The organism is Fibrivirga algicola (assembly GCF_011742925.1).
In the GTDB taxonomy this organism is placed as follows: domain Bacteria; phylum Bacteroidota; class Bacteroidia; order Cytophagales; family Spirosomataceae; genus Fibrella; species Fibrella algicola.
The window spans coordinates 134,682-161,648 of the sequence record NZ_WAEL01000002.1 but is presented as its reverse complement, the minus strand read 5'-3'; the positions used below and the strand labels follow the sequence as shown (position 1 = coordinate 161,648).

The 26,967-nt window shown below is 55.4% G+C and carries 15 protein-coding genes; 8 read left to right on the top strand and 7 right to left on the bottom strand.

The window, feature by feature from the left end:
* Positions 1–39 precede the first annotated feature (39 nt).
* On the top strand, positions 40–1,329 hold the full coding sequence (locus tag F7231_RS05905; protein ID WP_166691272.1) for a WD40 repeat domain-containing protein: 1,290 nt from the start codon (positions 40–42) through the stop codon (positions 1,327–1,329).
* 80 nt (positions 1,330–1,409) lie between these two features.
* Here the strand turns inward: F7231_RS05905 and F7231_RS05900 are convergent, their stop codons facing one another.
* From F7231_RS05900 to F7231_RS05890, 3 genes are all read right to left on the bottom strand, one after another.
* Positions 1,410–6,317: an Ig-like domain-containing protein gene (locus F7231_RS05900; RefSeq protein ID WP_166691271.1), complete on the bottom strand. Its 4,908-nt coding sequence runs from the start codon at positions 6,315–6,317 to the stop codon at positions 1,410–1,412.
* Between the two features lie 160 nt (positions 6,318–6,477).
* Entirely contained in the window at positions 6,478–8,028 is a 1,551-nt protein-coding gene (locus F7231_RS05895) for an ABC transporter permease/substrate-binding protein (protein ID WP_166691270.1), read from the bottom strand.
* A 12-nt stretch (positions 8,029–8,040) separates the two neighbouring features.
* A complete protein-coding gene (locus F7231_RS05890) occupies positions 8,041–8,781 on the bottom strand; it encodes an ABC transporter ATP-binding protein (RefSeq protein ID WP_166691269.1) in 741 nt (246 codons plus the stop codon).
* Between the two features lie 130 nt (positions 8,782–8,911).
* On the opposite strand from F7231_RS05890, the gene F7231_RS05885 reads away from it, so the two are divergent.
* Positions 8,912–11,950, top strand: a complete 3,039-nt coding sequence (locus tag F7231_RS05885) for a hypothetical protein (protein ID WP_166691268.1) — start codon at positions 8,912–8,914, stop codon at positions 11,948–11,950.
* Between the two features lie 107 nt (positions 11,951–12,057).
* On the top strand, positions 12,058–13,146 hold the full coding sequence (recA, locus tag F7231_RS05880; protein ID WP_085412420.1) for a recombinase RecA: 1,089 nt from the start codon (positions 12,058–12,060) through the stop codon (positions 13,144–13,146).
* Positions 13,147–13,281: 135 nt separating this feature from the next.
* Here recA and rnc read toward each other — a convergent pair whose 3' ends face one another.
* Both rnc and F7231_RS05870 read right to left on the bottom strand, forming a co-directional pair.
* Entirely contained in the window at positions 13,282–14,049 is a 768-nt protein-coding gene (gene rnc / locus F7231_RS05875; protein WP_374757370.1) for a ribonuclease III, read from the bottom strand.
* Between the two features lie 153 nt (positions 14,050–14,202).
* The gene (locus F7231_RS05870) at positions 14,203–14,442 is read right to left on the bottom strand and encodes an acyl carrier protein (protein ID WP_085412421.1); all 240 of its coding nucleotides are present in this window, start codon (positions 14,440–14,442) and stop codon (positions 14,203–14,205) included.
* A 265-nt stretch (positions 14,443–14,707) separates the two neighbouring features.
* On the opposite strand from F7231_RS05870, the gene kdsA reads away from it, so the two are divergent.
* Positions 14,708–15,532 carry a 3-deoxy-8-phosphooctulonate synthase gene (gene kdsA, locus F7231_RS05865; RefSeq protein WP_085412422.1) on the top strand — a complete coding sequence of 275 codons (825 nt, stop codon included), beginning with the start codon at positions 14,708–14,710 and terminating at the stop codon, positions 15,530–15,532.
* Positions 15,533–15,600: 68 nt separating this feature from the next.
* On the opposite strand, the gene thrA is transcribed toward kdsA, so the two are convergent.
* Both thrA and F7231_RS05855 read right to left on the bottom strand, forming a co-directional pair.
* Positions 15,601–18,069 (bottom strand): bifunctional aspartate kinase/homoserine dehydrogenase I, encoded by a 2,469-nt coding sequence (thrA, locus tag F7231_RS05860; protein WP_085412423.1) that lies wholly within the window; start codon positions 18,067–18,069, stop codon positions 15,601–15,603.
* A gap of 167 nt (positions 18,070–18,236) precedes the next feature.
* Complete coding sequence (locus F7231_RS05855) at positions 18,237–18,887, bottom strand: oxidoreductase (RefSeq protein ID WP_166691267.1); 651 nt, start codon at positions 18,885–18,887, stop codon at positions 18,237–18,239.
* 106 nt (positions 18,888–18,993) lie between these two features.
* On the opposite strand from F7231_RS05855, the gene F7231_RS05850 reads away from it, so the two are divergent.
* The 4 genes from F7231_RS05850 to F7231_RS05835 all read left to right on the top strand — a co-directional run bounded on the left by F7231_RS05850 (position 18,994) and on the right by F7231_RS05835 (position 26,874).
* A complete protein-coding gene (locus F7231_RS05850) occupies positions 18,994–21,513 on the top strand; it encodes a TonB-dependent receptor plug domain-containing protein (RefSeq protein WP_166691266.1) in 2,520 nt (839 codons plus the stop codon).
* Between the two features lie 137 nt (positions 21,514–21,650).
* Positions 21,651–24,152, top strand: coding sequence for a TonB-dependent receptor plug domain-containing protein (locus F7231_RS05845; protein WP_085412426.1), 2,502 nt, complete (start codon positions 21,651–21,653; stop codon positions 24,150–24,152).
* A gap of 92 nt (positions 24,153–24,244) precedes the next feature.
* Positions 24,245–25,330: a complex I subunit 1/NuoH family protein gene (locus tag F7231_RS05840; protein ID WP_166691265.1), complete on the top strand. Its 1,086-nt coding sequence runs from the start codon at positions 24,245–24,247 to the stop codon at positions 25,328–25,330.
* A 296-nt stretch (positions 25,331–25,626) separates the two neighbouring features.
* Positions 25,627–26,874 carry an efflux RND transporter periplasmic adaptor subunit gene (locus tag F7231_RS05835; protein WP_085412428.1) on the top strand — a complete coding sequence of 416 codons (1,248 nt, stop codon included), beginning with the start codon at positions 25,627–25,629 and terminating at the stop codon, positions 26,872–26,874.
* Positions 26,875–26,967: the final 93 nt, after the last annotated feature.

Here is a 26,967-nt window from a genome sequence, read left to right as displayed (position 1 = left end):
TTTGTCAGTCACCTAAACATTGTTTCTTGCCAAGTACACATGAAAAAAGTTAGTTTTCTCGCTGCGTGGCTGATGCTGGCGGGCATCGGTACGCATACTGCTTTTGCGCAGGCTCCTGTTCAATTCAACGCCCGTGCGCTGGTTGCCATTTCAGATGCCGATCTGTCGGCGTCGGCCCTTATTGATGGTAATCGGTATACGACACAAGGCACCCGCGACCAGCTGACCTACGTCAGTTTTCCGCTGAACCGCACCGGGCAAAACATGGGAGCCGTCAACCTGTCTAACTCCATGAGCCTGACCGATAAGGCGCTGGCCGTAACCAGTAGCGGCCGCGTTGGTTTTGTGATCGAAGGGCGCAGCTCGCTCGGCGATAGCCTCGGCACAATTAAGGGCCTTGCTGATTTTCCGGCGACAAACACGCTGTTTGTGCTCGATTTGAGCAACCCTCAGAAACCTGCTGTGAAGTACCGGGTACCTATTGGCGCCAGTGCCACATTGATGGCCGTCTCACTGGCTCCCACGGGCAACAGCGTGGTGGTGGCATCGGGCGAAGCGGGAAAAGAAATTAAACTCGTTGAGGTAGATGCTACCGGCAAGCCAACGCGCATTCTTACGGCCGGCTCCCCCGTGCCTGATGTGGCGATTACCGACGTTACCTTTCACCCCGGCGGGCAGTTTATTGCGTACACAACGGCAAACGGCGAAGTGGGCCTGATGAAGTACGCGATTGACGACAAGACAAAGAAACCGTATGTCATTCCCCACGGCAAACCGGTGAAAATTGGTGCTGCCGTAGGCGGTGGGAAATTCACCACCAAAGGCGATTACTTCATCGTTGCCGATAGCAAGAAGGGCCCGGGTGCCGGCGGTGCTGGTGCCGGTGAACTGGTCGTGGTTCAGTTTGGGACCGACGATACGCCCACCGATGCAAAAATTGTGTCGCAGGTGGCTACTGGCGAGAGCCCTGAAGCGGTAGCGATCAGTCCGGACGGTGCTACGGTAGCCGTGGTGAGCGCTGGCCAGTCTTACCAGCCGTTTGCCAACGCGGCGGCTGGCAAAAGCGAAGTAGCCCTGTATAGCCTGAAAGAAGGTAAACTGGTGGCGGCCGGTAAAGCGGTTATCAATGGCATTATGCCACAGGCCGTTGAGTTTGATAAAACGGGCGATAACCTGGCCGTGGGCGTAGCCGAGTACCTGGATTATGGGCTACGTACCGGCGGTATCGAGTTCTATAAAATCACCAAAGGCGATCAGCCCAGCCTGACCAAACAGCCGGGCCGCATCAGCGTGACGCGTGGTGTGCACGCTATTCGAGTCGTCAACTAACGCAGGCAACGTACCTGAACCATAAAAAAGGGTTGGACTCGTCATGGAGGCCAACCCTTTTTAGTTGTTACCGGAATGCGTTACAACTTCATGACCTTCCGAACCAGTCGATGCTCGCCAACCTGAATGGTTAGCAGGTACAACCCGGCGGGTTGCTGGCTGAGATCAATCGTTGTTTGGCGCGTATCGGTCTGCCGGTTTAGTATTGGCAGGCCGGCCATGTCGCGCAGGGTGAGTTGAGCGGGTGCCTGTGGCGTCAATGGCAAGTCAATCGCTACTGTCAGCAGGTTCTGTGTAGGTACCGGATACAGCGACACCGTATTCAGCAACGGATTCTCAACCGCCAGCAGGGGGAGCACCGTCACAATGGCCGTTCCCGACACGGGACCTGTTCCGCAATTGTTGCTGATTGCCGTCAGGAAGTAGCTGGCCGTTTTGAGGGGCTGCACCGATAAGGAGTGTGGATTGGCATTGGTTGAGAAGGTGGCGCTCGTCGACTGAACCCCGTCTACTACAGAGGTGTAGCTGATAGTCCAGGGACCATCGCCGGTTAAGGCCAGGCTAAGGCTGGCAGCACTACCTTCATAAATGTTCTGCGTACCAGACAGCACCGCCGCCGGTAACCCCCGAACCGTGAGGATGGTTGGGCTACGCTGCCCCACTACTTCAGCACCAGGATTGGTTGCCACGACTCGTACAAAGTAAACCCCGCCTTTTAGGCTGGCTGGCAGGGTGGCCGTCAACGTACTGGCTGTACTGGTTGGCGACACGTCGACATAATTTTTCGACGTTGTATCGGCTACCTGTACTTTGAAGGCATTGCCCGCGTTGAATACACCCGTTGTGGTATAGGTCACCGCAAAATTACTGCCTGCACAAGCGACAGAAGTCGCCATTGCCTGCGTGCTGATCGTTGGGATATTGACGAAAATAGTGGCGGTTGCCGGATTACCAGGCAGACCATTTCCGCAGACGTTCGAGACGCTTTCTACCCGGTAGGTCGTTGTTTGCAGGGGCTTGACGGCAACTGTCGACACGGTATCATTCGCTACACCTGAAGTACCATCAGTGAGGGTGTAGGTGTATGGCGGCGAACTGGTAAATACTAGCTTGAGTTGCGCCGACTGACCGTAGTTGACGGTCGTGGAGCCCAGCAAGCCTAACGTTGGATTAGTGTTGACGACCAACCGGATCGTACTGCGCGGACTCACACAGCCAATATTGGAAATTGAGTACACCTGATAGGCTTCACCACCTTTGGTAGCGTTGAGGGTCTGCGGCGTCGGTGTCTGGCTGCTCAACACACCGGCGGGGTCGATCCAGCGCAGGTTTGTCCCAGTGGCTTCCAGTGGGCGGGCCACTTCATTCCGGCAGTAAGTTACCAGTGATGTAGACACGACGGGGGCCGGGTTGGCCTGTACCGTTACCCGTAGCAACGCCTGATCGCTGATGCAGCCGTTGACAGTCTGCGTAACGCGGTAATCCATGGCGTAGGTGTTCGACACGGCAGGCACCGGCGTAAAGTTTTCCGGGAAGGCATTACCATCAACGAAGTACCACCGCAGGTTCTGACCCTGGGCTGTCAACGGCTGTACAGTCTGTTTGGGCTGATCGGGGTTGTTACTGCTTTCGAGGCAGTACGTAACTGCCTGTGTAGCTGGTGGAGTCGGTTTAGGCTGAACGACAATCGCATAATCAATCTTCGGCCCTTCGCACCCTTCCAGCGACTGTGACACCTTGTAAGTTACTGTTCGGGCGGCGTCGGTGTTTACTACCGGTGCCGTGGTGCCAAGAAACGTGTTGTTGCTGTCGTAGTATTTCAGGTCGCTGCCGTTAGCCACGAGCGCACGACCCGGGCTAAGCTGGCAGAGCTGAAACGGCGTAATACCTGGCTGCCCCGGCGTTTGTTTCACGCGCACGTTCACCGTTGCCTGGTTACTGCGGCAGCCGTTAAGCTCCTGCAAGACCTGGTAGGTGTACGTCTTTGCCTCGCTGTTTTGCGGAGTTGGGCCAGTAGCACTTTCACGACCATCAATCAGCCAGATGATCGAGGCGCCGCTTTCGGGCGTAGCCGTCAAGGTTGGTGCGCTGTATGTCTGGCAAAACTCAACGTTGGGTGTAGTCGTGGGTAGACTTGGTTTCCGTTTCACGGTTACGCTAATCGCCTGGCGGGTGCTTTCGCAGCCCAGTACTGTCTGGGTCACATAGAAGGTCTGATTCGAACCTACGTTGGAAGCGGCTGTATTTGGGGTTGGGGCTTGTCCGCTGCCAGTGCCTGTGGTTGCACTGGTGTACCACAGCAGGCCTTGTCCATTAGCCACCAATGGAGCGGCGGCTTCTTCGGCGCAGTATTCTTTGGGCTGGGTGAAGCCGGGATTGGCCGGAATCGGGTTTACGGCTACGTTATACGTGATTTTGGGCCCTTCGCAGCCATCAAGCGACTGTGATACTTTATACGAAACCGTTGTCGCTTGCGTAGTCGATGGTGACGGTGCCGTAGTGCCGAGCAGGACATCGTTGGCGTCGAAGTATTTCAGTTCTGTGCCGACAACCTGCAACGGCCGTGATTCGCGGCCCACGCAGAGCGTGTAAGGCGTGATCGTGGGCTGACCGGGCGTAGGCTTTACCGTCACTGTCACGGTAGCGGCGTTACTGCGGCACCCGTTCAGGGTCTGCAACACCTGATACGTGTAGCTGCGGGCAAGGTTGTTAGGCGTTATAGGGGCTGTACTGGTTTCAACGCCGTTGTTCACCCAAATTAGACTAGCACCACTTTCGGCTTGAGCTGACAGGGATGAAGGCGCATAAGTTTGGCAGAAAGCCGTGCTGCTGATAGTCGTGGGCAAACCTGGCTTGCGCTTTACCGATACGCTGATAACCTGACGGCTGCTTTCGCAACCAAGTACTGTCTGCGACACGTAGAAGAGCTGGGGCGTACCGACGTTCGAGGCAGCTGTGCTGGGCGTCGGTGCCTGACTACTACCCGTGCCGCTGGTTGAACTTGGGTACCAGAGTAGGCCCTGGCCGTTGGCGGTCAATGGCGTGGCGGTTTCTTCGGCGCAGTACTCTTTGGGTTGCGTGAACGTTGGGGCGGTGGGAGTACCGTTGATCGTTACAGTCATAGCAATCCGGTCGCTGGGGCAACCATTTACTACCTGCCGGTAGTAGACCGTTTGCGGAGAAGCCGTTGCCGTAGAGACTGTGAAGCTATTGCCCGTGGCCGAAACGGTGTTGGTGGTATTGTTCAGGAACCACTCAATGGTGCCGGTACCGGTTGCGCTGATCGTCTGCACATTATTGGTGCCCGAGTTTTGGCAGAACGGACCAGTCACGTTTGGCGCTGGGTTACCCGGTTTGGGCGTAACGTTCACCGTGAAAATGGCGCTGCGTGGTCCTTCGCAACTACCGATAAACTGGCTCACCTGATATTGGGTAGTAGTGGTTGGGGCCGGAATGCTGACACCATCAATCACTGCGCCACCAACCGTATACCAGCGGCCGGCTGTGGCACCGCTGGTTAGCGTCACAGACAACGTACCTGGTGTTGCGTTGGAACAGTAGGTAGTAGGTGGTGTAAAGGTAGGAGCGGAAGCAGGCGTTGCGTTAATAGTAACGGTGCTTGTAACCCGGTTACTGGCGCAGCCGTTGACTACCTGCCGGAAATATACAGGTACGTTGCCACCCGCGGTTGAAATCTGGTAACTACTGCCTGTTGCCACTGTGGTGCTGGCTGTCATCGATGTGAACCACTCGATATTCTGGCCAGCAGCTGTAATGGTCTGCGTGGCGTTGGTGCCCGAATTCTGGCAAAATGGCCCAGCACTTGCCAAAGTAGGGTCGGCGGGTTTGGGATTGACCGTTACCGTGAAGATGGCACTGCGTGGGCCTTCACAACTGCCAATGAACTGACTAACCTGATATTGCTTTGTGCTGGTTGGGGCCGGAATGGTCAGGTTCGTCGATATCGTATTATCGGTGAGGTTGTACCAGCGCAGCGAAGTGGCACCACCCGTGAGCGTAGCTGACAATGGACCGGGAACGGCGTCGGCACAATAAGGAGCAGGTACGTTGGGCGTTGGTGCGCTGGCGGGTGCTGCATTGACCGTGACAGATGCCACCGTTGAACTGGTACCAATGCAGTTACGGCTATCGAACTGGTTGATGGTGTAGGTATAGACGCCCGTAGTTTGCGGGGTCGTTATGCTGTTTCCTGTTTGCGCACCTGTTGCCGATGTCCACTGAATGGTTGTGCCGGAGTTGGTAGGCGTAGCGGTTAGTTGCGCAGGCCCCTGACCCGGGCAAAAGGCAGCTGGAGGTGTGAAGTTGGGTCCACCCGTTGGCGAAGACAGGGTTACGGTAACCGGCACTTTGGCGCTCTTGCAGCTATTAACCGTTTGGCTGGCGTAATAGGTAACTGGCGAGCTGGTAGTAGGTACGTTGTAGGTGCTGCCTGTGAAAACAACAGGGGCGTTAGCGGCTGATCCATTATACCATTCTATTGTGCCCGTGCCCGTAGCTGTAATCGGCTGAAGGCCTGAGCTAGGGCAAAATGTATACAGGCCTGATTGCCCCGGTGCTGGTGGAGCTGTGCCAATGGTTACGGCAGAAGTTATGTTGGTGCTGGTCTTTACGGGTGTGCTGGAAACAACCCGAAACCGGTAGCGTGTATCGTAAGTTACCGCTCCCAAGGACCCCGAGACAGTCAGTGTCGTGGCACTGGTTGGTGCAGCGGGCAGATTCGCAACAACCACCGGGCTGGCGAAATTGCCAGTTTCGTCAGATTGCTGCAACGTGAATATATTCCCCGCAGTGAATACCCCCGTCGTTGAAAAGGTCAGCGAGATCGTTGAGTTAGCGCAGAGGTTGGTGGCTGGCGACACGTTTGCGCTGACAGTGATGGTTTGCGCCTGTACCAGACCGGTAACAGTTAGCGTCATCATCATTGCCACCCACACCGCCAGATTACGGCTAGTAAAGAACCAATTCATACAAGACATTTATGAGTGAAAAGTAATATGTTGCCCTAAAGGTAGCGCATTTAACTGGAGCCGAAGTCAAGGAATTGGCTTAAATCGCCCCTTAAATCGTCGTTAAATCCAATTCCTGATTGTAAAAGCATCTTTATCAAAAATCACACCAGAGCTTGTTCTAGGGTTTGTCTATGTAGGTGGTCAGGTTGGAAATGGAGCGGATACCGAGCGACTGGGCTTCCGGTCGCCGTAGCATCAGGCAATAGGCATTGTTGAAGCCCAGCGGTTGCTGCCAGCGTAGGGAATAGCGCCGTCTGAACTCCTGATCCACGTAGTGATATACAGCCTCAGGCTGCCCGTTCAGCGAGTCGAGAATGGCGGCGCTGGGTTGCAGAATAACCAGCAAACCGGTACCCGTGTATTCGGGGTAAAAGTCGATGGCACCGGTACGAAGGGCATCGAAGCAGAGCTGCGTGCCGCCAAAGCCCGTTTTCGACGCTACGCTGAGCGCGGTGTAGCCTTCGATCAACTGCCGGTAAATTTCAGCCAGGATGTACTGCTCTGTAAACACCTTTGACCCCATCACGACCCGCCCCCGCCGGTCGCCAGTGGGGGCTCTTAGTAGCCCGTTTCGGGCCAGGAATTCCCGCGCAACCCGCTCTGGCGATTGGTGCAGGTAGTCGGCCCGGTAGTTCAGGTCAGTCATGATCGAGTCGGTGAGTCGGCCAGCCAATCGGTCGAGGGTGGGACCAAGGTCGGGGTACGTTCGCAGCGTGGACTCGCGCACAATTGGGGCGGCGGCGTAAGGCGGGAAGGCGTGCTTGTCATCGTCGAGTACCAGGAGGTTGAATGCCTTAATGCGGCCGTCGGTCGAGTAGCCGCTGATCACGTCGACCTTGCGGGTACGTATCGCTTCGTACATCAGATTCTGATCGAGCAGGCGATTCGAGATGTTGAGGCCATACGTCTTTTGCAGTCCCGGATATCCGTCGGCCCGTCCACCAAACTCGTGCGCAAAGCCCGCCAGCAACTTGGTTTGCCCCGTTTTGGGCAGTAAGTAGGCGGAAGACAACACTGGTAGCAGCAGGAGCCATAGGCCGGCGCGGCTTCTCAACTGGCCCCACTTCACCGTCTGAAGACGAGCCAGCGCCCAGTCGAAGAGAACGGCCAGCAAGGCCGCCGGAATAGCTCCGGCCAGCATCATGGTGGTATTATTCAAGGCAATGCCACCGAAAATAAACTCACCCAGTCCCCCCGCAGCTACGTAAGCCGCCAGGGTAGCCACACCCACGTTGATGACTGTCGCCGTGCGAATGCCCGCAAAAATGACCGGCAACGCCAGTGGCAGTTCGATTCGACGCAGTACCTGCCCGTTGGTCATCCCCATGCCCCGTGCCGCTTCCGTCAGGGTAGGGTTCACTTCGGTGATACCAACGTAAGTGTTACGAATGATGGGTAGCAACGCGTAGAGAAACAGCGCCATCAGGGCGGGCCCTGCTCCAATGCCCAGTAAAGGGATCAGGAAGCCCAATAGCGCGATGCTTGGCACAGTCTGCAACACGCCCGCCACGCCCAGCACTACCGAGGCCGCCCGCTGCCGTTTGGCAATGACGATGCCCAACGGCAAGCCAATCAGTAAAGCCAGTAGTAAAGAGCCAAACGTGAGACCGATGTGGGTCATCGTCTGTTCCAGCAGCTTGGCTGAGTTTTCGCGTATAAATGTGAGCATAAGTCGTTACCGTTAACTGTCCATGTAGGTCCGCACAAACTCGGTAGCTGGTTGGTGCTGTAATTCATCGGGTGGGCCCATCTGTACAATCCGACCAGCATCCATCAGGGCAATCCGGTCGCCCAGGTTCACCGCTTCGCGCACGTCGTGGGTGACCAGCACAATGGTTTTCTGTTGCAGGGCCTCCAATTCTCGAAATTCCCGCCGGATAGCCGCCCGCGTGATGGGGTCGAGCGCACCGAAGGGTTCATCCATCAGAATGATGGGCGGGTCGGCGGCCAGCGCGCGGGCCAGGCCAATTCGTTGACGCTGACCGCCGCTGAGCTGATCGGGGAAGCGGGTTAGCACAGTAGCAGGCAGGCGGAGCATGGTCAGCAATTCCTGGGTACGTTGCCTGATGCGCTCCGGCTCCCAGTTCAGCAGGCGGGGCACTACCGCGATGTTATCGGCTACGGTATAATGCGGAAACAGACCGGCATCCTGAATCACGTAGCCAATACTGCGCCGGAGTTCGTGTGGCTCCTGTTGTCGGCTGTCCTTTCCATTGATGGCGATGGTACCGGCATCGGCGTCGATCAGCCGGTTGATCATTTTCAGCGTGGTTGTCTTTCCGCATCCCGACGTACCCAGCAGTACCAGCGTTTCACCCATTGGGATAGTCAGGGTCAGGTCGTCGACTACCGCCCGGTCGTGATAGCACTTGGTTACGTTGGTCAGGCAAATAGCGGCGGGTGCGCTGTCAGGTCTAGGCATTGTGTAAAGAACAGTTTTCTACCCGGATTGTATAGGTAGCAGATGCATTCAGTAAAAATAGCTGGAACAACGTAAATAGGCTACGCGGATAGGGATGTACATTGCCACCGAACCCGCCACTAGTCGTAGTATGGCCTGGTCCGTTACCATGAACCTACGTACTCGCTTCATTCAGTTTGTGCAGCAGCAGGCGCCCAACCGGGTATACTGGCTGTTGTTTACGGGCGTGGTAGCCCGGCTGATCGGGTTTATCAGCAATCAGTTCGACGGACAGGATATCCACACGCTGGCCGCCACGTATGTGGATACCCGGCTGAATCCGATTGATCTGGTTCAAAATTGGGAAGCAGCTCAGAAAAAACTGGCCTGGCTGGAGATTGCAATCGATACCTGCCTGTTCATTCCAGCCTACGCCATCACCTTCGCCACCTGGTGCTGGTATTTCGCCACCCGATCGTTGTTTGTTACCAATCCCAATCAGCCAACTATCAGCCGGTTCATGGGCCGGCTGGGGCGGGCTATTGCCTGGGGTGTTTTAGTCGGGGTATTGTTTGACCTGATCGAGAATGTAGCCCTGATGAGCTGGTTGTCGGGAGGCTGGTTCAACCTATCTTACGTGGGCATGGGTGTAGTGCGCGTGCTTAAGTCTCTGTTTGCCGGACTGGCGGCGTTTTACGTGTTACTGCATCCGCTGGGAATCGTTTTTTCGGTGCGCGAAGCTTTCTTCCGGTTAATCAACTCGACGCTGTATACGCAGGAAGCAAGTCGACAAAACCTGCTGGGTCATATTACCGAACGTCGGGAAGCACAGGCGAAAATCGATAAGGCACTGGTCAACTACCTTCGGATAAAAGCACCCGTCCCGTCCCGAAACCTCACCTTTCGCGATTACCTGCAAACGGGCTGGCGTGGTTTTCTGAACGTGCAGTTTGTGGTGTACCTGCTGGTGTTCATGGGCGGCATTTTTCAGCTTGATCAGTTCGACGAGCTGTTTTATTTCCTGCTGACTGAGCCGCGCGGCCTGTCAGTGCTGCTGGCAACGCTGGTCGCCCTGGGCCTGTGGGGGGGGATGGTGTATGTGTGCAGCAAAATTCTGCTGTTTGTGCAGCCCACGTATTTCGGCGAACTCGACCCCGGTAAACCCGATACAACCGCCCGCCTGCTCGATCATCATCAGCCTGAACTTCGGCTGCTGCGCAACACACCTGTCTGGCTGGCTCACAGCCCGTTCTGGCTCATGGCCCTTACGCTGGCCCTGAACTTCAGCCGCCTGAGCGCGGCCAATCAACGGACCCCCACCTATGCCTACAAGTATGTGTTGATTCTGCTGATGCTGGCGGCGGTGTACGTGCTCTTCACCAGCATTATCCGGTATTTCCACCGCGCACTCGACGAGCGGGATATTGTGCTGTTCAAGTCGACCAATCCGGCGGGTGATTACGCCCTGCTGCTCGATCTGGCCCCGCGCAGCATTCTGTTTGGGCAGGGCCTGCTAGTGACGATTGTGCTCTTGTTTTTGCCTACGGCAACGGGACTGGTGCTGGCGCAAACTATTGGCCTGTACGCCGTAGTGATGCTCTGGCTGGCCGGACTGGCGTACCTGGGCACGATCCTGTACCAGTTCAATCGCCTGCCCGACTATCCGGTATTGGTTGGGTTGATACTGGCCGTGATGCTTTTTTCGCGCTATAATGACAACAGCGATATCCGGTTCAGTCCCCAGTCGGTGGTGTCGCCAACGGGAGAGAACCCTGATTCATCGCTCGCCTTGCGGCGTCCGTCGGTTGAGGCGTATTATACGCGCTGGCTGCAAACCCGTTTCGCCACTGCGTCGGCCCGGCCCGATTCGGTTGCTTCTGCCGATACCCTTCCTGTCGTGGTCATTGCCACTGCAGGCGGGGGAATTCGGGCTACTGCCTGGACAACCGAGGTGCTGTACCAGCTCAACCGGCAGATACGGGGCTTCGATCGGTACGTCTTTGGCATCAGCGGTGTGTCGGGCGGTGGGGTGGGAGCAGCTACCTACGTGGCTACGCTGGGCGGTCATCTCGATTCGACTATTCGCCTGACACGCGAACCTGGCGTTCAGCGTCGGATGGTCGCCGGTACGTATACCTACGACAGTGCGCGCTTTCTGGGGCCCCTGCGTAGTGTGGTGAGCGAAGACCTGATCTCGCCCATTGCCGCGTCGATGCTATTTCGGGGTGGCCTGCACAATTTTATGCCGTTCCCTATTCGCTCGCTTGACCGGAACCGCTGGCTTGAAGATGCGTGGGAACGCCGGCTACTGGCCGATGGCAATACCCTGAATGCCAATGTGCGTGGGTTGCTGCCTCAATCGTTTCTGAGTCTGTGGCCCTCACGAACAACGCTGGCTACCGATTCGTTGCGGCTGCCTGCCTTGCTACTCAACGGAGCAGTGCCCGAGACAGGGCAGAAAATTATCATGAGCAACCTGATGCTGGGTAACACGGCTGACCCCCGAAATCCGTTTTACGATGTTGCCGACCTGTTTGCCAGCACCCGCCGTGATGTGCCGTACAAAACGGCTACTTTTTTATGTGCCCGTTTCCCATTCGTTACCAGTGGCGGCAAAGCCAGTGGCCCCCTGCCCAATATTACCGGCGACTGTGCCAACGGTGATTACCACATCATCGACGGCGGGTATGCCGAAAATACGGGAATCCTGACGGCTGTTCAGCTGATTAAAAACCTGCAACGGGTCGAAAAAACTATACGAACCGCGCGACCATCGTTGCTGGGCAACCGGGTGGTTCAGTACTATTTACTGTTTCTGCCTAACTACGCCGCCTCGGAAGCCAAAGGCAGTGTGGCCACGTTCCGGTTCCTTTCCGAACCCGTCAAAGGGTTCCTGAATACCTGGGATCGTAACGGCGTTGGCCTTGATCAGTTGATTGGCCGTACCCTCCGCCGCGACGAGGGTGGGCTGAGTTTTGCCTACACCAGTTTAACCCTCGATACCAAAAAACACCGCTACCCGTTGGGCTGGTATATCTCCCCAACGGCCGTTGAAACGATGGGTCAGCAGGCCACCGCCAACATACGCGACAGCCTGCGGATGAAGACCACTTTTTTTAGTCAATTACAAAAACAAATTCAGGTAAATAAACAGCTTCGAAGGCCTAAAAAGGTCGTTTTGAGGCCGTAAGCCCCCCTTGCACACGTACCTGTACAGGGCACCTATTATCTTGGCGCCAGGGCTTGGAAAAGCCGCAAAAAAGTTGTAATTTTATTGAGTTAAACAACCCCGTAAACATGGCAAAATCCGATTCTGCTACGGCCACAGCAACTGCTAATGACAACAAGCTGAAAGCCCTTCAGACCACTATTGAAAAACTAGACAAAGCGTTCGGCAAAGGAACCGTTATGCGGCTGAGCGAGAGCAAAGTCGTTGACGTACCTGTGATCTCGACAGGCTCGCTGGGCCTTGATCTTGCTCTGGGCATTGGCGGTTTACCACGCGGCCGGGTCGTTGAAATATACGGTCCTGAATCGTCGGGTAAAACCACATTGACGATGCACGCCATTGCCGAAGCACAGAAAGCGGGTGGCCTGGCTGCCTTCATCGACGCCGAACACGCCTTCGACCGTACCTACGCCGAGAAACTGGGTATCGACGTAAATAACCTCCTGATTGCCCAACCCGACAACGGTGAGCAAGCTCTTGAAATCACTGAGCATCTGATCAGCTCAGGTGCCATCGACATTATCGTTATCGACTCCGTAGCGGCCCTCGTGCCGAAGGCTGAGATCGAAGGCGAAATGGGCGAGAGCAAGATGGGTCTTCAGGCCCGTTTGATGTCGCAGGCCCTGCGGAAGCTAACTGGTACAATCAACAAAACCCAGTGCTGCTGCATTTTTATCAACCAGCTTCGTGAGAAGATCGGTGTGATGTTCGGTAACCCCGAAACAACAACTGGTGGTAACGCCCTGAAATTCTACGCATCAGTACGCCTCGATATCCGTCGTATCGGACAAATCAAAGAGGGTGCCGATAACGTAGTGGGTAACCGGACCAAAGTGAAAGTGGTGAAAAACAAACTGGCGGCTCCTTTCAAAGTCGTTGAGTTCGACATCATGTATGGCCAGGGTATCTCGAAAGTAGGTGAAATTCTTGACCTCGCTGTTGAGATGGAAATCGTGAAGAAGTCAGGTTCATGGTTCTCGTATGGTACCAGCCGTCTGGCGCAGGGCCGTGATGCCGTGAAAGACCTTATCCTCGATAATCCCGAGTTGATGGCCGAACTGGAAGGTAAGATTCGTGCGAAAATATCTGAAGACCAAAACGCCCTCCTCGATCCAATGGGAGCCGTTGAGGAAGAAGACGAAGTAGCTGAACTGTAATTCTCGATCGTCTGATATTAAAGGCCGTTTCATTCGTGGAACGGCCTTTTTTTATACTACAGACTTGAGCCAGAAACGCCTCGTCTGCGTGTCTGGACTACCTGCGATACGGGACAGAAAAAGCTGTCGTACGGCTTACTTCAACGCCAATTTCTTGAAGGCATCTTCAGCGGCTGCTTGTTCCGCTTTTTTCTTGCTGTAGCCGCTGCCAGTCGCAAATGGCTCGTCGTTGACGATGACCTGGGCGATGAACTCACGGAACTGGCTGCTGCCCTGTTCCGAAATAATTTCGAAGCGAAGTTCTTTGCCTTCGCGCTGCGCCCATTCGATCAGGCGGCTTTTAAAGTTGCCATTGTTGTTCACTACGGCGTCGAGGTCGTAGTGGGTCAGCAATTTTTTGAGGATGAAGCTTCGGGTAAAATTGAAGCCTTTGTCGAGGTAAACGGCGCCGACGAGGGCTTCGAGCGCATCGCCGTACATTGAGGTCCGGGCAGGCATCAGCCGACCCCACTGACCGTCGTATTCGATCAGGTTGTCGAGACCGATTTTGCGCGAAATGACGTTTAGCATTTCGCGGTTCACAATCCGTGAGCGAATCTCGGTCAGGAAGCCTTCGTCTTTAAAGGGGTATTTTTTGAAGAGGTATTCGGCGATGACCATACCCAGCACGGCATCACCAAGGTATTCAAGCCGCTCGTTGGATTCACGAAATCCAGTCACCGTCGATTCTTTCGAAGCCGAGGTGTGCAGGACGGCTAATTGATAAACACCGATCCGGGAGGGAGATTCGCCGATAATATGTGCAATAGCCTGACGCAGTTGCCGACGCCGGTTTTTCTCGTCAGAAGAGCTAAACCAACTGGCAAAAGGTTGCTTAATGAAGCGGGGCAATGCGAGATCCACAAAAAAAGCGGAGAAATGAGTCGAAGGGAGCTGGCGGCGAAGCAGGGGCCGGAAGTCGGCTGGGTAGTGTAAGAGGCCGGAAGCAATGGGGAAAGCAAGGATGGCCGGGATCAGGAATTGCCTGATACCCGGCCATAACTTAATGCGTTGAGCTTACTTGCCCGTGTTCTCGTCCAGGTATTTGATCGCCTGACCTACCGTGGTGATGCTCTCAGCCTGATCGTCCGGGATTTGTACATTGAATTCTTTTTCAAATTCCATAATCAGTTCGACCGTGTCGAGGGAATCGGCACCAAGGTCGTTTGTAAAGCTTGCTTCCGGCGTAACTTCCGACGGATCAACACCTAATTTATCAACGATGATTTGCTTTACTTTTTCAGAAGTCTGAGACATTTCGGTAGTCCTTTTGTGTTAAAAAACTTCGCAAAGAAAACACTTTACCAATGGAAAGCCAAACAATTTTTGTGGACCTGTACCGTTCATTTCACGCGCTATTTCGGTACTAACAAGCTTTACGTTAGGGCGTTAAGTGCTAAACGTGATGCTGCCCTATTCACGGATATAATAAACTCTACTAATTGAATAGTGTATCTTTTGCCCGGCTTGCACTCCTAAGGCTTGTACCTTTACCGGGTAATGTCGTCTTAATTTGCCTGTTATGCAGCTCCCAAAACTCAAACATACTGACAGTGGCCTGACGAGGCCCGACCGCTTTTTCCTGATGGCGGGACCTTGCGCTATTGAAGGCCGGGACATGGCCCTGCGCATCGCTGAGCGTATTGTAACCATCACCGACCGGCTCCAGATCCCCTACATCTTCAAAGGGTCATACCGTAAGGCGAATCGCACTAAACTAAATTCATTCACGGGAATCGGCGATGAACTGGCCCTGTCGATCCTGGAGGAGGTAGGCCGCACGTTCGATATTCCGACCGTGACCGACATTCATGAATCGCATGAGGCAGCGATGGCAGCCCCTTATGTCGATGTGCTGCAGATTCCGGCGTTCCTGTGCCGCCAAACCGAACTGCTCGAAGCGGCGGCTAAAACGGGACGGGCGGTCAACGTAAAGAAAGGCCAGTTCCTGTCGGGCGAGAGTATGGGCTTTGCCGTTGAAAAGGTGAAAGCGACAAACCCCGATGCGGTGGTCTTACTAACCGACCGGGGAAACTCCTTTGGGTATGGCGATCTGGTGGTCGACTACCGCAACCTGCCTGCCATGCAGGCGCATGGTGCACCGGTGGTGATGGACTGCACCCATTCCTTGCAGCAGCCCAACCAGGCATCGGGTGTTACGGGTGGGAAACCAGCCCTGATTGCTACTATCGCTAAAGCGGCTATCGCCGTGGGCGCAGACGGTCTGTTTATTGAGACGCATATGAATCCGGCCGAAGCAAAATCAGACGGAGCCAACATGCTGCCGCTCGATCAGCTGGAAGCCCTGCTGGAGCGCCTGATCCGCATTCGGGAGGCTATCATGTAAGCTACCACCCTGCATACCAAAAAGGCACGCCCTGAATAAGAGCGTGCCTTTTTGGTATGCAGAAACGGTTACCCCAAATAACTACCGATGCTGACCATGTCGGCGAACACACCAGAGGCTGTTACTTCGGCACCTGCGCCGGGACCTTTGATGACAAGTGGCCGCTCTTTATAACGCTCAGTCGTAAACGAAATGATGTTATCAGCGCCGGTGAGCTGGTAGAATGGGTGCTCTGGACCAACTCCGCGCAGACCAATCACGGCTTTGCCGTTTTCGAAGGTGGCAATCATACGCAGCTTTTCCCCCCTTGCGTCGGCCGCGTTCAGCATGCTTTCGAAGTAGTCGTTCTCGGCTTTCAGCGCGTCGAAAAAGGTAGGAATCGTGGGTGCGTCGAGGCAGGAGGGGGGCAGGATATTTTCTACCGTGACATCCTCCGGCTCCAGAGCGAAACCAGCTTCACGAGCCAGAATCAGAATTTTACGGGCTACATCCTGGCCGCTGAGGTCATCGCGCGGGTCGGGTTCGGTGTACCCCTTTTCTTTGGCCTCACGCACCACATCGACAAACGACGTACCCGGCTTGAAGGTGTTGAAAATGTACGACAACGTACCTGACAGAATCGCTTCGATCTTCAGGAACCGATCGCCCGACGTGAGCAGGCCCTGCAGCGTATTGATGATTGGCAGACCTGCCCCCACGTTGGTTTCGTAGAGGAACTTCACGCCCCGGTTCAGCGCCGTGCGTTGCAGACGGCGGTACTCAGCGTAGGAACCGGAGTTGGCCACCTTATTGGGGGTTACCACCGAAATGTTGGCGTCGAGCAACGATTCGTAGTACTGCACAATATCCTTGTCGGAGGTGCAATCGATGAAAACTGAGTTGGGCAGGTTATATGATTTGATCTTGTCGAAAAAAGCGGGAAGCGAGGTCGTTACGCCGTCGGTCTGCTGAAATTCTTTCCAGGTATTGAGGTCTAATCCGTTCGGATTGAGCACCATCTTTTTGGTGTTCGTCAGACCAACCACGCAGATTTTCAGCAGCTTCTCCTGCCGCAGGTATTCGGCCTGCGCGTGTATCTGACGAAGCAGCGTTTGCCCGATCAGCCCGGTACCCACCAGAAATACGTTCAGCACCCGCGCTTCCGACTGGAAAAACACGTTGTGCAGTGCATTCAAGGCCTTCGAGAGGTTATTCTTCGTGATCACCACCGAGATGTTGATTTCCGATGAACCCTGCGCCACGGCCACGATGTTGACCCCGTTTTTACCCAGCACCGAAAACAGTTTTCCGGCAATACCCGACGACTTCCGCATGCCTTCGCCCACGGTGGCGATGATGCTCAGGTCGCGCTCGATGCTGATGTTATCGACATGGCCGCTGGCGATATCGGCGGCAAAGGCATCGTCGAGAATCAGCTTCACCCGGTCGGCCCCTTTCGGGTCGATGGCAAAACAGATCGAATGCTCTGATGAAGCCTGCGAGATCAGAATCACACTGATTTTGTGTTGGGCCAGAATGCCGAACAATTTGGCCGAAACCCCGGCTACACCGATCATGCCTGAGCCCTGCACGTTCACCAGCGCCACGTCGTCGATGCTCGAAATGCCCGTGATCGTGTACTGACGCCGGTCGGCGGTGCGACTGACTACTGTGCCCGCATGCTCAGCGTTGAACGTGTTGAGCACCCGAATGGGAATGTTGCGGGCAAAGGCGGGTTGCAGACTGGGCGGGTAAATTACTTTGGCCCCAAAATGGCTCAACTCCATCGCCTCGGCGTAGGTGATCGTTGGAATGTTGAAGGCGTTGGGCACCTTACGCGGATCGGCGGTCATCATGCCATCGACGTCCGTCCAGATGTCGATCACTTCGGCGTTGAGGGCCGCGCCTAGAATGCTGGCGGTATAATCGGAGCCACCCCGGCCCAGGGTTGTCGTTTCGCCTTTTTCGGTTGAGCCAATAAAGCCCGTAACAAACTGAACGGGCGACGACGTACCTGACAGCTTTTCGAAAAAGCCCTGAACGAGCGGATTGGTCAGCGTGTAATTCACTTCAGCATGGCCAAACTGCGCGTCGGTTTTGATCAGGTCCCGGGCATCGCAAAAAGCAGCCGGTACCCCGCTGGCTCTGGTGCATTCGGCCACCACGAGGTTGGAAAGACGCTCGCCGAAGCTCATGATCAGATCCATGGTGCGGGGCGTTAGTTCGCGGATGAGCGATACCCCCCGAAGCAGGTCTTCGAGTTCATTGATGGTTCCGCGCACGGCCGCAAACACCCGACCTTGCTCTTTCACCGGAATGATCGCCTTCACCACATTGAAATGCCGGTCTTCAATGCGCCGAACCAGTTCCATATAGTCGATCTGGCCATTGGTGGCCATCCGCCCGATCTCGATCAGCTGATTGGTGACGCCGCCCATGGCCGATAAAACAACGACAATGGGTGTTTCCTGCTTGCGGTGGGTGTCAACGATGCGGATAACCTGCCGGATGCTCTCGACCGAGCCAACCGACGTACCGCCGAATTTAAGTACGTGCATGAATGCGAAAGAGTAAAAGACCGTAGGCGTGACGACGTGAATAGACTCGGTTCAGCTGGCGAACACCGATGGGGAACGCGCCGACGAGTTACAGGGTCACTCTATAAATTCCTGGCGATGAAGTGAGGACAAATATAAGGCCAGGTGACGGTTTCCGGGCGGAATTATCAATACTCTTGCAGGTCGTTAGATGCGAATACGTGGTGGCCCACATGGTGCTGCTGCATCGTAGTGAGCATGGCGTTGGCTACTTTTTCGGCCTCTACGGCCTTGTATTTAGCCGGAATCAGCGGAGCAAACAGGCGCATGACGCCACTGCCAATGCGTTCGCCAAGCCGTTTTTCGCTGCGGTTCCCTAGCAGAAGCGACGGCCGGAAGATGAGCAGAGTAGGGTAGTTGAGAGCTGTGAGGGCACGCTCTACGTCGCCTTTAACCTGGTTGTAGAAGATAGACGATGACGGATCGGCGCCCATTGCCGTGACGATAGCGAACTGCGTGGCCCCATTTTCGAGGCCTAGCCGGGCAATATCGAGGGGGTATTGGTAATCTACCTTTCGGAAGGCGTCTTTCGAGCCGGCTTTCTTGATGGTGGTGCCCAGGCAGCAATAGATATCGTCGGCGCGCACCAGCAGTCCGTTAGGATGGTCAAAGTCGAAAGGTATTTCCTGAAGCCGGGGGTGTTGCCAGCCCAGCGGTTTACGTGTGAGCACCTGAACACGGTCGTAGGCCGGCGACTCAACGAGGCGATGCGTCAAGGCGTCACCGACCAGGCCGGTTGCACCCACAATTAACGCAGTTTTTAGGCCGGATATAGTCATTTGCGTTTGAGGAAATCAATCATGAAATCATTCGCCGGGATTTCGCTAATTTACCACGTCGGGCCACCTGTAAAAGCTCGCGTGCCGGAAATCGTAGCCAGTTAATATGTCTCAGCAACCTCTTCGTAAAGCGTTCTTAGTTACAATATTACTATCTGTAGTCACGTTGCTGGCCGCAATAAGCCGTGTTTTCGACGATCCTATCGAACGGGTACTAACCCGAATTGGTGCGTACGAACGTCAATACCCGCATGAAAAGGTGTACTTGCACACTGACCGTACAACGTACCTGCCCGGCGAAACGATATGGATCAAGAGCTATCTCTTTTACGGGGCCACAAAAGGGGCCGATTCCAGCAGTGGCGCCATTCTGGTTGACTTGGTCAATCCCGCTGGGGCCAAGGTCATGCTCGACACCCGCTTGAGCTCGAAAAGTGGGTATGGTGAAGGCTATTTGCCGCTACCAGACTCACTCCCGGCAGGGCGCTACACGTTGCGGGCTTATACGAGCTGGATGCGTAATTTTTCGGAGGAATGGTACTTCAATAAACCCATCGACGTAGTACAGGCTGGTGGGGTGGCGGCCGTTAATCGGCCTACTGGCTCGGCGATAGACCAGACGAAGCCCGATCTGCAGTTCTTGCCCGAGGGCGGTCAACTGGTGGCCGGCATTGCCAATCGGTTGGCGTTTAAAGCAGTTAGTCCAACGGGAGTGAGCGTAGATGTAGCAGGGTTTGTGCTCGATTCCAGGAAAGATACAGTTGTTGGTTTTCAGAGTCAGCACCTGGGCATGGGTACGTTTCCATTCATTCCGGAGGCTGGTCAGGTATACACGGCCTTTGCTCAGATTCCCGGCACCACCGGTTTTGCCTCGTACGCCATGCCCACTGCCGCCGCTACGGGCTATTCGCTGCAGGTCGACAACCTGAGCAATAAGGAGACTATTCGGGTGTTCGTCAGTAGTACCGTGCCAGTCGAGGCCGCAAAACCGGAAGCAGGGTCAGCCAGTACTCCGATGCTCACGGTGTTGGCCCAGGTAAATGGGCAGCCTGTCCATGCAGCGAAGGGGCCCATGAGCCGGAAGTCATTCATGGTGCCCATTCCCCGAGCTAAATGTCCCGAAGGCATTGTTCAGATCACCCTGCTCAATCCGGCCGGACAGCCCGTCTGCGAGCGGCTGGTGTACTCGGAACGGCAGGAGCAGCTTACCCTCACTGTAACACCCGCTACACCCACCGCTGGTGTTAGAAAGCGCGTCGACCTAACGGTAACCGCAACCGATGCCGACGGAAAGCCCGTGCTGGCTGATCTGTCGCTGGCCGTTACCGACGCCACCCAGCAGCCCAAAGCCCGCCCATATGCCAGCTCGCTTCCGTCGTACCTGCTGCTCACCTCCGACCTCACCGGGTACGTTGAACAGCCCGGGTATTATTTTGACCCAAAAAATACCGACCGGCAGGCTAAACTCGACCTCTTGCTGCTGACGCAGGGGTGGCGACGCATCACCTGGGAAAAGGTACTCGTTGATTCACTGCCACCCACTCCCTATTTCTTCGACCCCAGCCTAACACTATCGGGCAGCGTATATCGGGGTACGTCGCGCCAACCCGCGCCGGCTATTCCGCTCACTGTTCTGATTCAACGACAGGACTCAACGCAGGATTTGTATTCCCTTAGTTCGGACGAAAAAGGCCGATTCTTCTTGGGTAATGCAAACATCATTGATACCGCGACTGTGTTTGTGCAAGCCTTGAAAACAAATGGCAGCCGCAACTTTACTATTTCGGTCGATAAACTCTTTACACCGCAGATACGGGTAGTCCGTCCGCCACTGATGCCCACTGATATTGCCTATGGTGAATTGGCCGAGTTCCTGAAGCGGCAGAGCGAATACGCGGCTATCGAAGCGCAGATCAGGCGAAACCGCGAAGTGCAGTTGCAGACCGTGGTGGTGAAAGCAAAGCGAGAAGATCCCTATGCCTCGCAGCGGGGTATGTTTAGTAATGCCGACGCCAGTTTGAAAGTCGACGATATGAACTCAGCGGGGGCTGTCAGTGTGTTTGACATCCTACGGGGCCGGGTAGCGGGCGTGCAGGTAACGGGCAGTGGCCCTAATGCCAGCGTTCAGATTCGGGGAGCGGCCAACTTCTCCGGACCTATTGCGCCTGTGTTCATGATTGACGGTATGCAGGTGAGTCAGGAGGCAGTGGCCAGTATATCGCCGCGCGATGTAGCCTATATCGACGTGATTAAAGGGGTGGGGGCAGCCCTACTGGGGTCGCAGGGGGCCGGTGGAGGTATCAACATCATTACCAAGCGGGGCGGGCCCGACAATAACTATGTGAATGAAAAAGTGCCCGGTGTCCGGGTCGAGAAAGTGGTCGGGTTTGCGCCTAAACGCGATTTCTACGCTCCGCGCTATGACAAACCAACGCCTGAGGAAAAAATCCGGCCCGACTACCGCGCAACGTTGCTTTGGGCCCCGCGTATTAAGACTGACGCTACGGGTAAAGCCACCGTGTCGTTCTATACTTCCGACGCCAAAACATCGCTGCAACTGGTTCTGGAGGGCGCTACCGTCTCAGGTCTGCCGGGTCACACCGAAGCAGTGATGAAGGTAGAATGAGCCGTAACCCGGACTTTAGTCCGCAGTAGTTGAGTTTGGCTTTAATAAACCTGGGAGAAGCAAACTGCCGTGGTACAGCTCGGCTGAATTAGACTATTTTCGTGAAAAAATGAATCTGCTTATAAGTGTCCTGCCGTATGCGTTATGATTTCCGTCGTGCTTCCCGTTTCAGCTACCTGATCGTTGTGGCTGTTGTGGCCCTTGCCGCGCTTCGATTTGCCGTCGATGATCCGCTAACGCGCGTCCTCGACAGTTTTAGCCGGTATACCGAACAGTATCCGTATGAAAAAGTGTACCTGCATACTGACCGGACGACGTACCTGCCGGGTGAAACAATCTGGCTGAAAAGCTACCTCTTCTACGGCGAAAACCGGGCCGTCGACTCCACCAGCGGGTCAGTATGGGTCGATCTGGTCAGTGCATCTGGCCGGAAGATCGTGCTCGATACCCGAATCCGGTCGAAGGGTGGTTACGGCGATGGCTACCTGCCCTTGCCCGATACGCTCTCGACAGGTCGTTATACGCTGCGGGCCTACACGAGCTGGATGCGCAATTTTTCGGAGGAATGGTATTTCAACCAGACTATCGACGTGGTGAAACCCGGTGCGCCGCCTGCTCCACGGCTAGGTAGTGCGTCAACCGCGCTGGATGTACAGTTTATGCCCGAAGGCGGGCAGTGGGTAATAGGTTTGCCGGGTCGACTGGCCTTCAAGGCCATTAGTTCGGCCGGCATCGGGATCGACGTAACGGGCTTTGTGCTCAATACTAAGAAAGATACTGTTGCGGGCTTTGTCAGTCAGCACCTGGGTATGGGTTCGTTTCCTCTAATGCCCGAAGCCGGGCAGACCTACACGGCTTTTGTCCGGATGAAGAATGGCGACGCGTATACGCCTGTCCCGTTGCCCGCCCCCAAAGCAACGGGCTATATCCTGCAGGTTGACAACGTGACCAGCAAAGAAAACATCCGGGTATATGTGATGCATAACCTGCCTGTTTCGACCGAAGCCACGGCGCAGGCATCGCAACCCGGTTCGTCGACGGCACCGGCTGCAGCCGGGCCCATGTTGTCGATGGTGGTTCAGGTAAACGGAACGCTGGTGTATGCTGTGCAGGCTCCCACCAACCGCCCCCGGTTTCTGGTATCTATTCCACGAAGCAAATGCCCGCAGGGAATCGCCCACATCACGCTGTTCGACGAACGTGGTCGACCTGTCAGCGAGCGGCTGGCCTATTCGGATAAGAACGAGCCCATCAACATAACCGTAAAGTCATCTAAAGTCAGCACGGGTGTTCGTCAGCGCGTTGACCTGACCGTAACGGCCACCAACGCCGAAGGTAAACCCGTGGCTGCCGACCTGTCGCTGGCTGTGACTGATACTCGTCAGCAGGCTACCGTTCGGCCCTACGCCCGGTCGTTGGTGTCGTACCTGCTGCTCACCTCCGATTTGACGGGCCATATTGAACAGCCCGGCTACTATTTTGACCCAAAAAATGCCGATCGACTGGTTAAACTCGATCTGTTGCTGATGACACAGGGCTGGCGGCGATTTACCTGGGAAAAAGTCCTGTCGAACAACTACCCGCCCACCCGCTTTTTCGTTGATACCAGCCTGACGCTCAGCGGAACAGTATTTCAGGCAACGTCACGCATACCGGCTCCAGGCATATCGCTCACCGTAATGCGGAGCCGCAAAGACAGCAGCCGCGAAATGGGCTCGGTCACTGCCGACGAACAGGGCCGTTTTTACCTGCACGGCATGGAACTGGTGGATACTAACACGATCTTCATTCAGGCCATGCGGGGTACCAGCCGCAATTTCAACGTAGTGCTCGACAAGCTGTATTCGCCGCAGGTACGGTTGATTCGTCCGCCGCTTAACCCGCTTGATCTGGATTATGAGCAACTGGCCGAACTCCTGAAACGCCAGAAGGCTTACCTCGACATTGAGCGGCAGATCAGCCTGAACAACGAGATCCAGCTACAGACCGTTACGGTAAAAGCAAAGAAAGCGGACCCCTATGCCCAGCAGCGATCGATGTACGGCACGCCCGATAACACGCTGGTTGTCGACGACATGATGGCCGCCGGGCAATCGTCGATTTTCGACCTCCTTCGCCGTATTGCGGGTGTTCAGGTGAGTGGTGGCGGCGCTACTCCTTCCGTAACTATCCGCAATAGCCCGCCCTTGTTTATGATCGACGGGATGCGGTCAGACATTCAGGCGGTTGCTGCGCTATCGCCGCAGACGGTTGCTAATATCGATGTGGTAAAAGGAGCCGGTGCCACGATCATGGGGGCCAGTAGCTTCATCAACGTCATCACCAAACGGGGTGGCCCCTCTAAACAAAACTTCTCGAATGTGGCCGCTCCCGGCGTGCTGATCGAAAAGGTAGTCGGCTACGCACCCAAACGCGAATTTTACGCCCCCCGCTTCGACGCCGCCACCCCCGACGAGCGGGTACGTCCCGATTTCCGGGCCACGCTCTGGTGGGCCCCCCGCCTCCGCACCGATGCCACGGGCAAAGCCACCACGTCTTTCTTCACCTCCGACGCCAAAACCACACTCCGTTTCGTAGTCGAAGGCGTCACCAAAGCCGGCCAACCCGGCTACGGCGAGGGGACGATGAAGGTGGAGTAGGAGGCGAGAATGTCGGCTATACAGGAATGCAAGCAAGGGGTGTAACCCGTACCTTTGCGGGGTCAACTCTTGTTCATTAACGTACCTGCGCTTTGCTACTTGCTCTTCCTATCTGCCTTCTGCTTGCTACCGGTTTTGTGGTGGTGGGCGTGTATTCCGAACGGAAAGTGTCGGCCTTTATTCAGGACCGGCTTGGGCCGATGGAAGTGGGTAAATGGGGCCTCCTCCAGCTTTTCGCCGATTTGCTGAAGTTGCTTCAGAAAGAGGATATTGTGCCCCGGGCAGCCGACAGAAGGCTGTTTCTGATGGCTCCGGCTATCATCTTTGCGTCGGTGTTTGCGGCCTATGCCGTGTTGCCGCTGACGCCCGATTTGCAGGGCTCCGGTGCAGCAGTGGGCGTGTTTTACCTCATGGCTGTGCTGTCGTTCGAGGTGGTCGGTATTCTGATGGCGGGCTGGGCATCGAATAATAAGTACTCGCTGTTTGGGGCTATCCGGTCGGTGGCGCAGATCGTTTCCTACGAAATTCCGCTGGGCCTCACCATTCTTTGCGCCGTCATGATCGGGCAGACGCTGAACCTGCAGGAGCTTAGTTTCCAGCAGGGGATCTACTCCGTCCAGACCAACTACCTGTTCGGTATCCGCGCACTGGGGATCGACGTGACGGACTGGGGTGGCGTTTTTGCCTGGAACATCCTGCGCAATCCGTTCCTGCTGATCGCCTACGTTATTTTCTTTATTTGCACGCTGGCCGAATCCAACCGAGCGCCCTTCGATTTGCCGGAGGGGGAATCGGAGATCGTGTCGGGTTTCCAGACCGAGTACTCGGGTATGCGCTGGGCACTGCTGTTTCTGTCGGAATACGCCATGATGCTGCTGGTCTCGTTTCTTGGCGCTATCCTGTTTCTCGGGAGCTGGAACACACCCCTGCCTAACCTTGGCCCCGTGCGGCTGGCCGACTGGACAAGTGGTGAACCGGGCACCGCCTGGGGCAACATCACCGGCGCGTTCTGGCTCATTAGTAAAGCACTGCTGGCGGTACTGGGGCAGATGTGGGTACGGTGGACCCTTCCGCGAATTCGCCTCGACCAGATGATGTACCTCTGCTGGAAAGTGCTGACGCCCATCAGTCTGCTTCTGTTTCTAGTTTCTGCCGTCTGGCGCTTATTGATGGTATAACCTTACGGCTTCTGCGGAACGCCGCCCGGTCTGCTGTTGCGCCACCATTTAGCAGGGGCCATAATGTAGCAGAAAACCAAGCAGCGTTCCGCAGAAAATGGAGGACTGATGACTTTGAAAGCCTCGTCCACATCTGGACGGAGCTTGTCCGATACCGGACAGGGATAGGGAGGTAAGTAGCCAAAAATGATTGATAATCAGCGGTTCATGTACTTTGGCACGTCAATTGGCTTAGGATAGGTACTAATTGGTCGGCCGGCTGCCGGACCGTCGACACTACTTAACCGCATTGACTCATGGATCGCGCCTTACCTAAACGTTTCTGGACCCAACAACGACTACTCTTATCGGCTGGTGGCATACTTATTCTCGGTCTGATTGCCTATGTCGCTTTCTTCGCTGACAAGCGTTCTAAACTGAACGTCGAACGGGAGAAAATCACCGTTTCGCCTGTATCGGTTGGCCCTTTTGAAGAGTTCATCGTCGTGACAGGCGTTATTCAACCGCTAAAAACCATTCGGCTCGATGCCATCGAAGGGGGATATGTTACTCAAAAACTGGTCGATGGCGGGGTACAGGTTGCCAAGGGACAGGTGCTGCTGAAGCTGGAAAACCAAAGCCTGAAGCTTAGCTTCCTGCAATCGGAAACTGAAGCGAACCGACTGGTGAATGATCTGCAAAATACCCGGCAACGCCTGCGTGTCGAACGTTTTGCCCTTCGGAAAGCCTTGGCCGACCTCGACGCCCAGATCGATCAGGCCAAAGATACCTACGATCGGCAGGTTAAACTGTTTAAAGACAAGGTGGTGTCGGAAGAAGAATACCTGAAAGCAAAACGAGCCTACGAACGCCTGACTAGACAGCGGGAAATCGAAGCTGAATCTCAGAAATACCAGGAAGAAAACTCGAAGTTGCAGATTCAGCAGTTGGAGGGCACCCTGGCACGTACCCAGCGTAACGTGGCGCTCTGGCAGGAAACGTTGAGCAACCTGGTGGTGAAAGCCCCGGTGTCGGGCCAACTGTCGAGCATTGACGTGGAGGTGGGAAGCAACATCAACCGAGGCCAGAATATCGGCCAGATCGACGACCTGAATGGGTTTAAGATGCGGGTTGGGGTAGACGAACACTACATTAGCCGCGTGTTTCCCGGCCTGAATGGCTCGTTCGAATTCAACGGACAGGAGTTTCCGCTGACTATCAACCGGGTGTATCCGGAGGTGCGCAATGGCCGGTTCGAGGTCGACATGACATTCCCCAAAGGTGCACCATCCGGTATTAAACGCGGTCAATCGTCGCCGATCCGTCTTGAATTGGGCAAAGCGGCCAAAGCAACGCTGTTACCGGTGGGTGGTTTCTTCTCCGATACGGGTGGCAACTGGGTCTATGTGCTCGACAATTCGGGTAAGCGCGCTACGAAACGGAACATCACGCTGGGCCGGAAGAACCCCGAGTTCTACGAAGTGCTCGAAGGGCTGCAACCCGGCGAGCAGGTGATTACGTCGAGTTATGAGAATTTTGGCGACAACGAAGTGTTAGAATTTTAAAAGAAAATAGCCCAGCATCACACGGAGCTAGACGGAGTGTCACAGAGTTTTGCTAATTCTGTACGCTAAAAACGACCCTGCAACAGTCCGTTT

Excerpts from the sequence above, each read along its gene's own strand:
- F7231_RS05885 (WP_166691268.1), top strand. The coding sequence starts at position 8,912 with ATGGCCTGGTCCGTTACCATGAACCTACGTACTCGCTTCATTCAGTTT.
- F7231_RS05895 (WP_166691270.1), bottom strand. The coding sequence starts at position 8,028 with ATGCTCACATTTATACGCGAAAACTCAGCCAAGCTGCTGGAACAGACG.
- F7231_RS05905 (WP_166691272.1), top strand. The coding sequence starts at position 40 with ATGAAAAAAGTTAGTTTTCTCGCTGCGTGGCTGATGCTGGCGGGCATC.
- F7231_RS05890 (WP_166691269.1), bottom strand. The coding sequence starts at position 8,781 with ATGCCTAGACCTGACAGCGCACCCGCCGCTATTTGCCTGACCAACGTA.
- F7231_RS05850 (WP_166691266.1), top strand. The coding sequence starts at position 18,994 with ATGTCTCAGCAACCTCTTCGTAAAGCGTTCTTAGTTACAATATTACTA.
- kdsA (WP_085412422.1), top strand. The coding sequence starts at position 14,708 with ATGCAGCTCCCAAAACTCAAACATACTGACAGTGGCCTGACGAGGCCC.
- F7231_RS05855 (WP_166691267.1), bottom strand. The coding sequence starts at position 18,887 with ATGACTATATCCGGCCTAAAAACTGCGTTAATTGTGGGTGCAACCGGC.
- recA (WP_085412420.1), top strand. The coding sequence starts at position 12,058 with ATGGCAAAATCCGATTCTGCTACGGCCACAGCAACTGCTAATGACAAC.
- F7231_RS05835 (WP_085412428.1), top strand. The coding sequence starts at position 25,627 with ATGGATCGCGCCTTACCTAAACGTTTCTGGACCCAACAACGACTACTC.
- F7231_RS05900 (WP_166691271.1), bottom strand. The coding sequence starts at position 6,317 with ATGAATTGGTTCTTTACTAGCCGTAATCTGGCGGTGTGGGTGGCAATG.
- F7231_RS05845 (WP_085412426.1), top strand. The coding sequence starts at position 21,651 with ATGCGTTATGATTTCCGTCGTGCTTCCCGTTTCAGCTACCTGATCGTT.
- F7231_RS05870 (WP_085412421.1), bottom strand. The coding sequence starts at position 14,442 with ATGTCTCAGACTTCTGAAAAAGTAAAGCAAATCATCGTTGATAAATTA.
- thrA (WP_085412423.1), bottom strand. The coding sequence starts at position 18,069 with ATGCACGTACTTAAATTCGGCGGTACGTCGGTTGGCTCGGTCGAGAGC.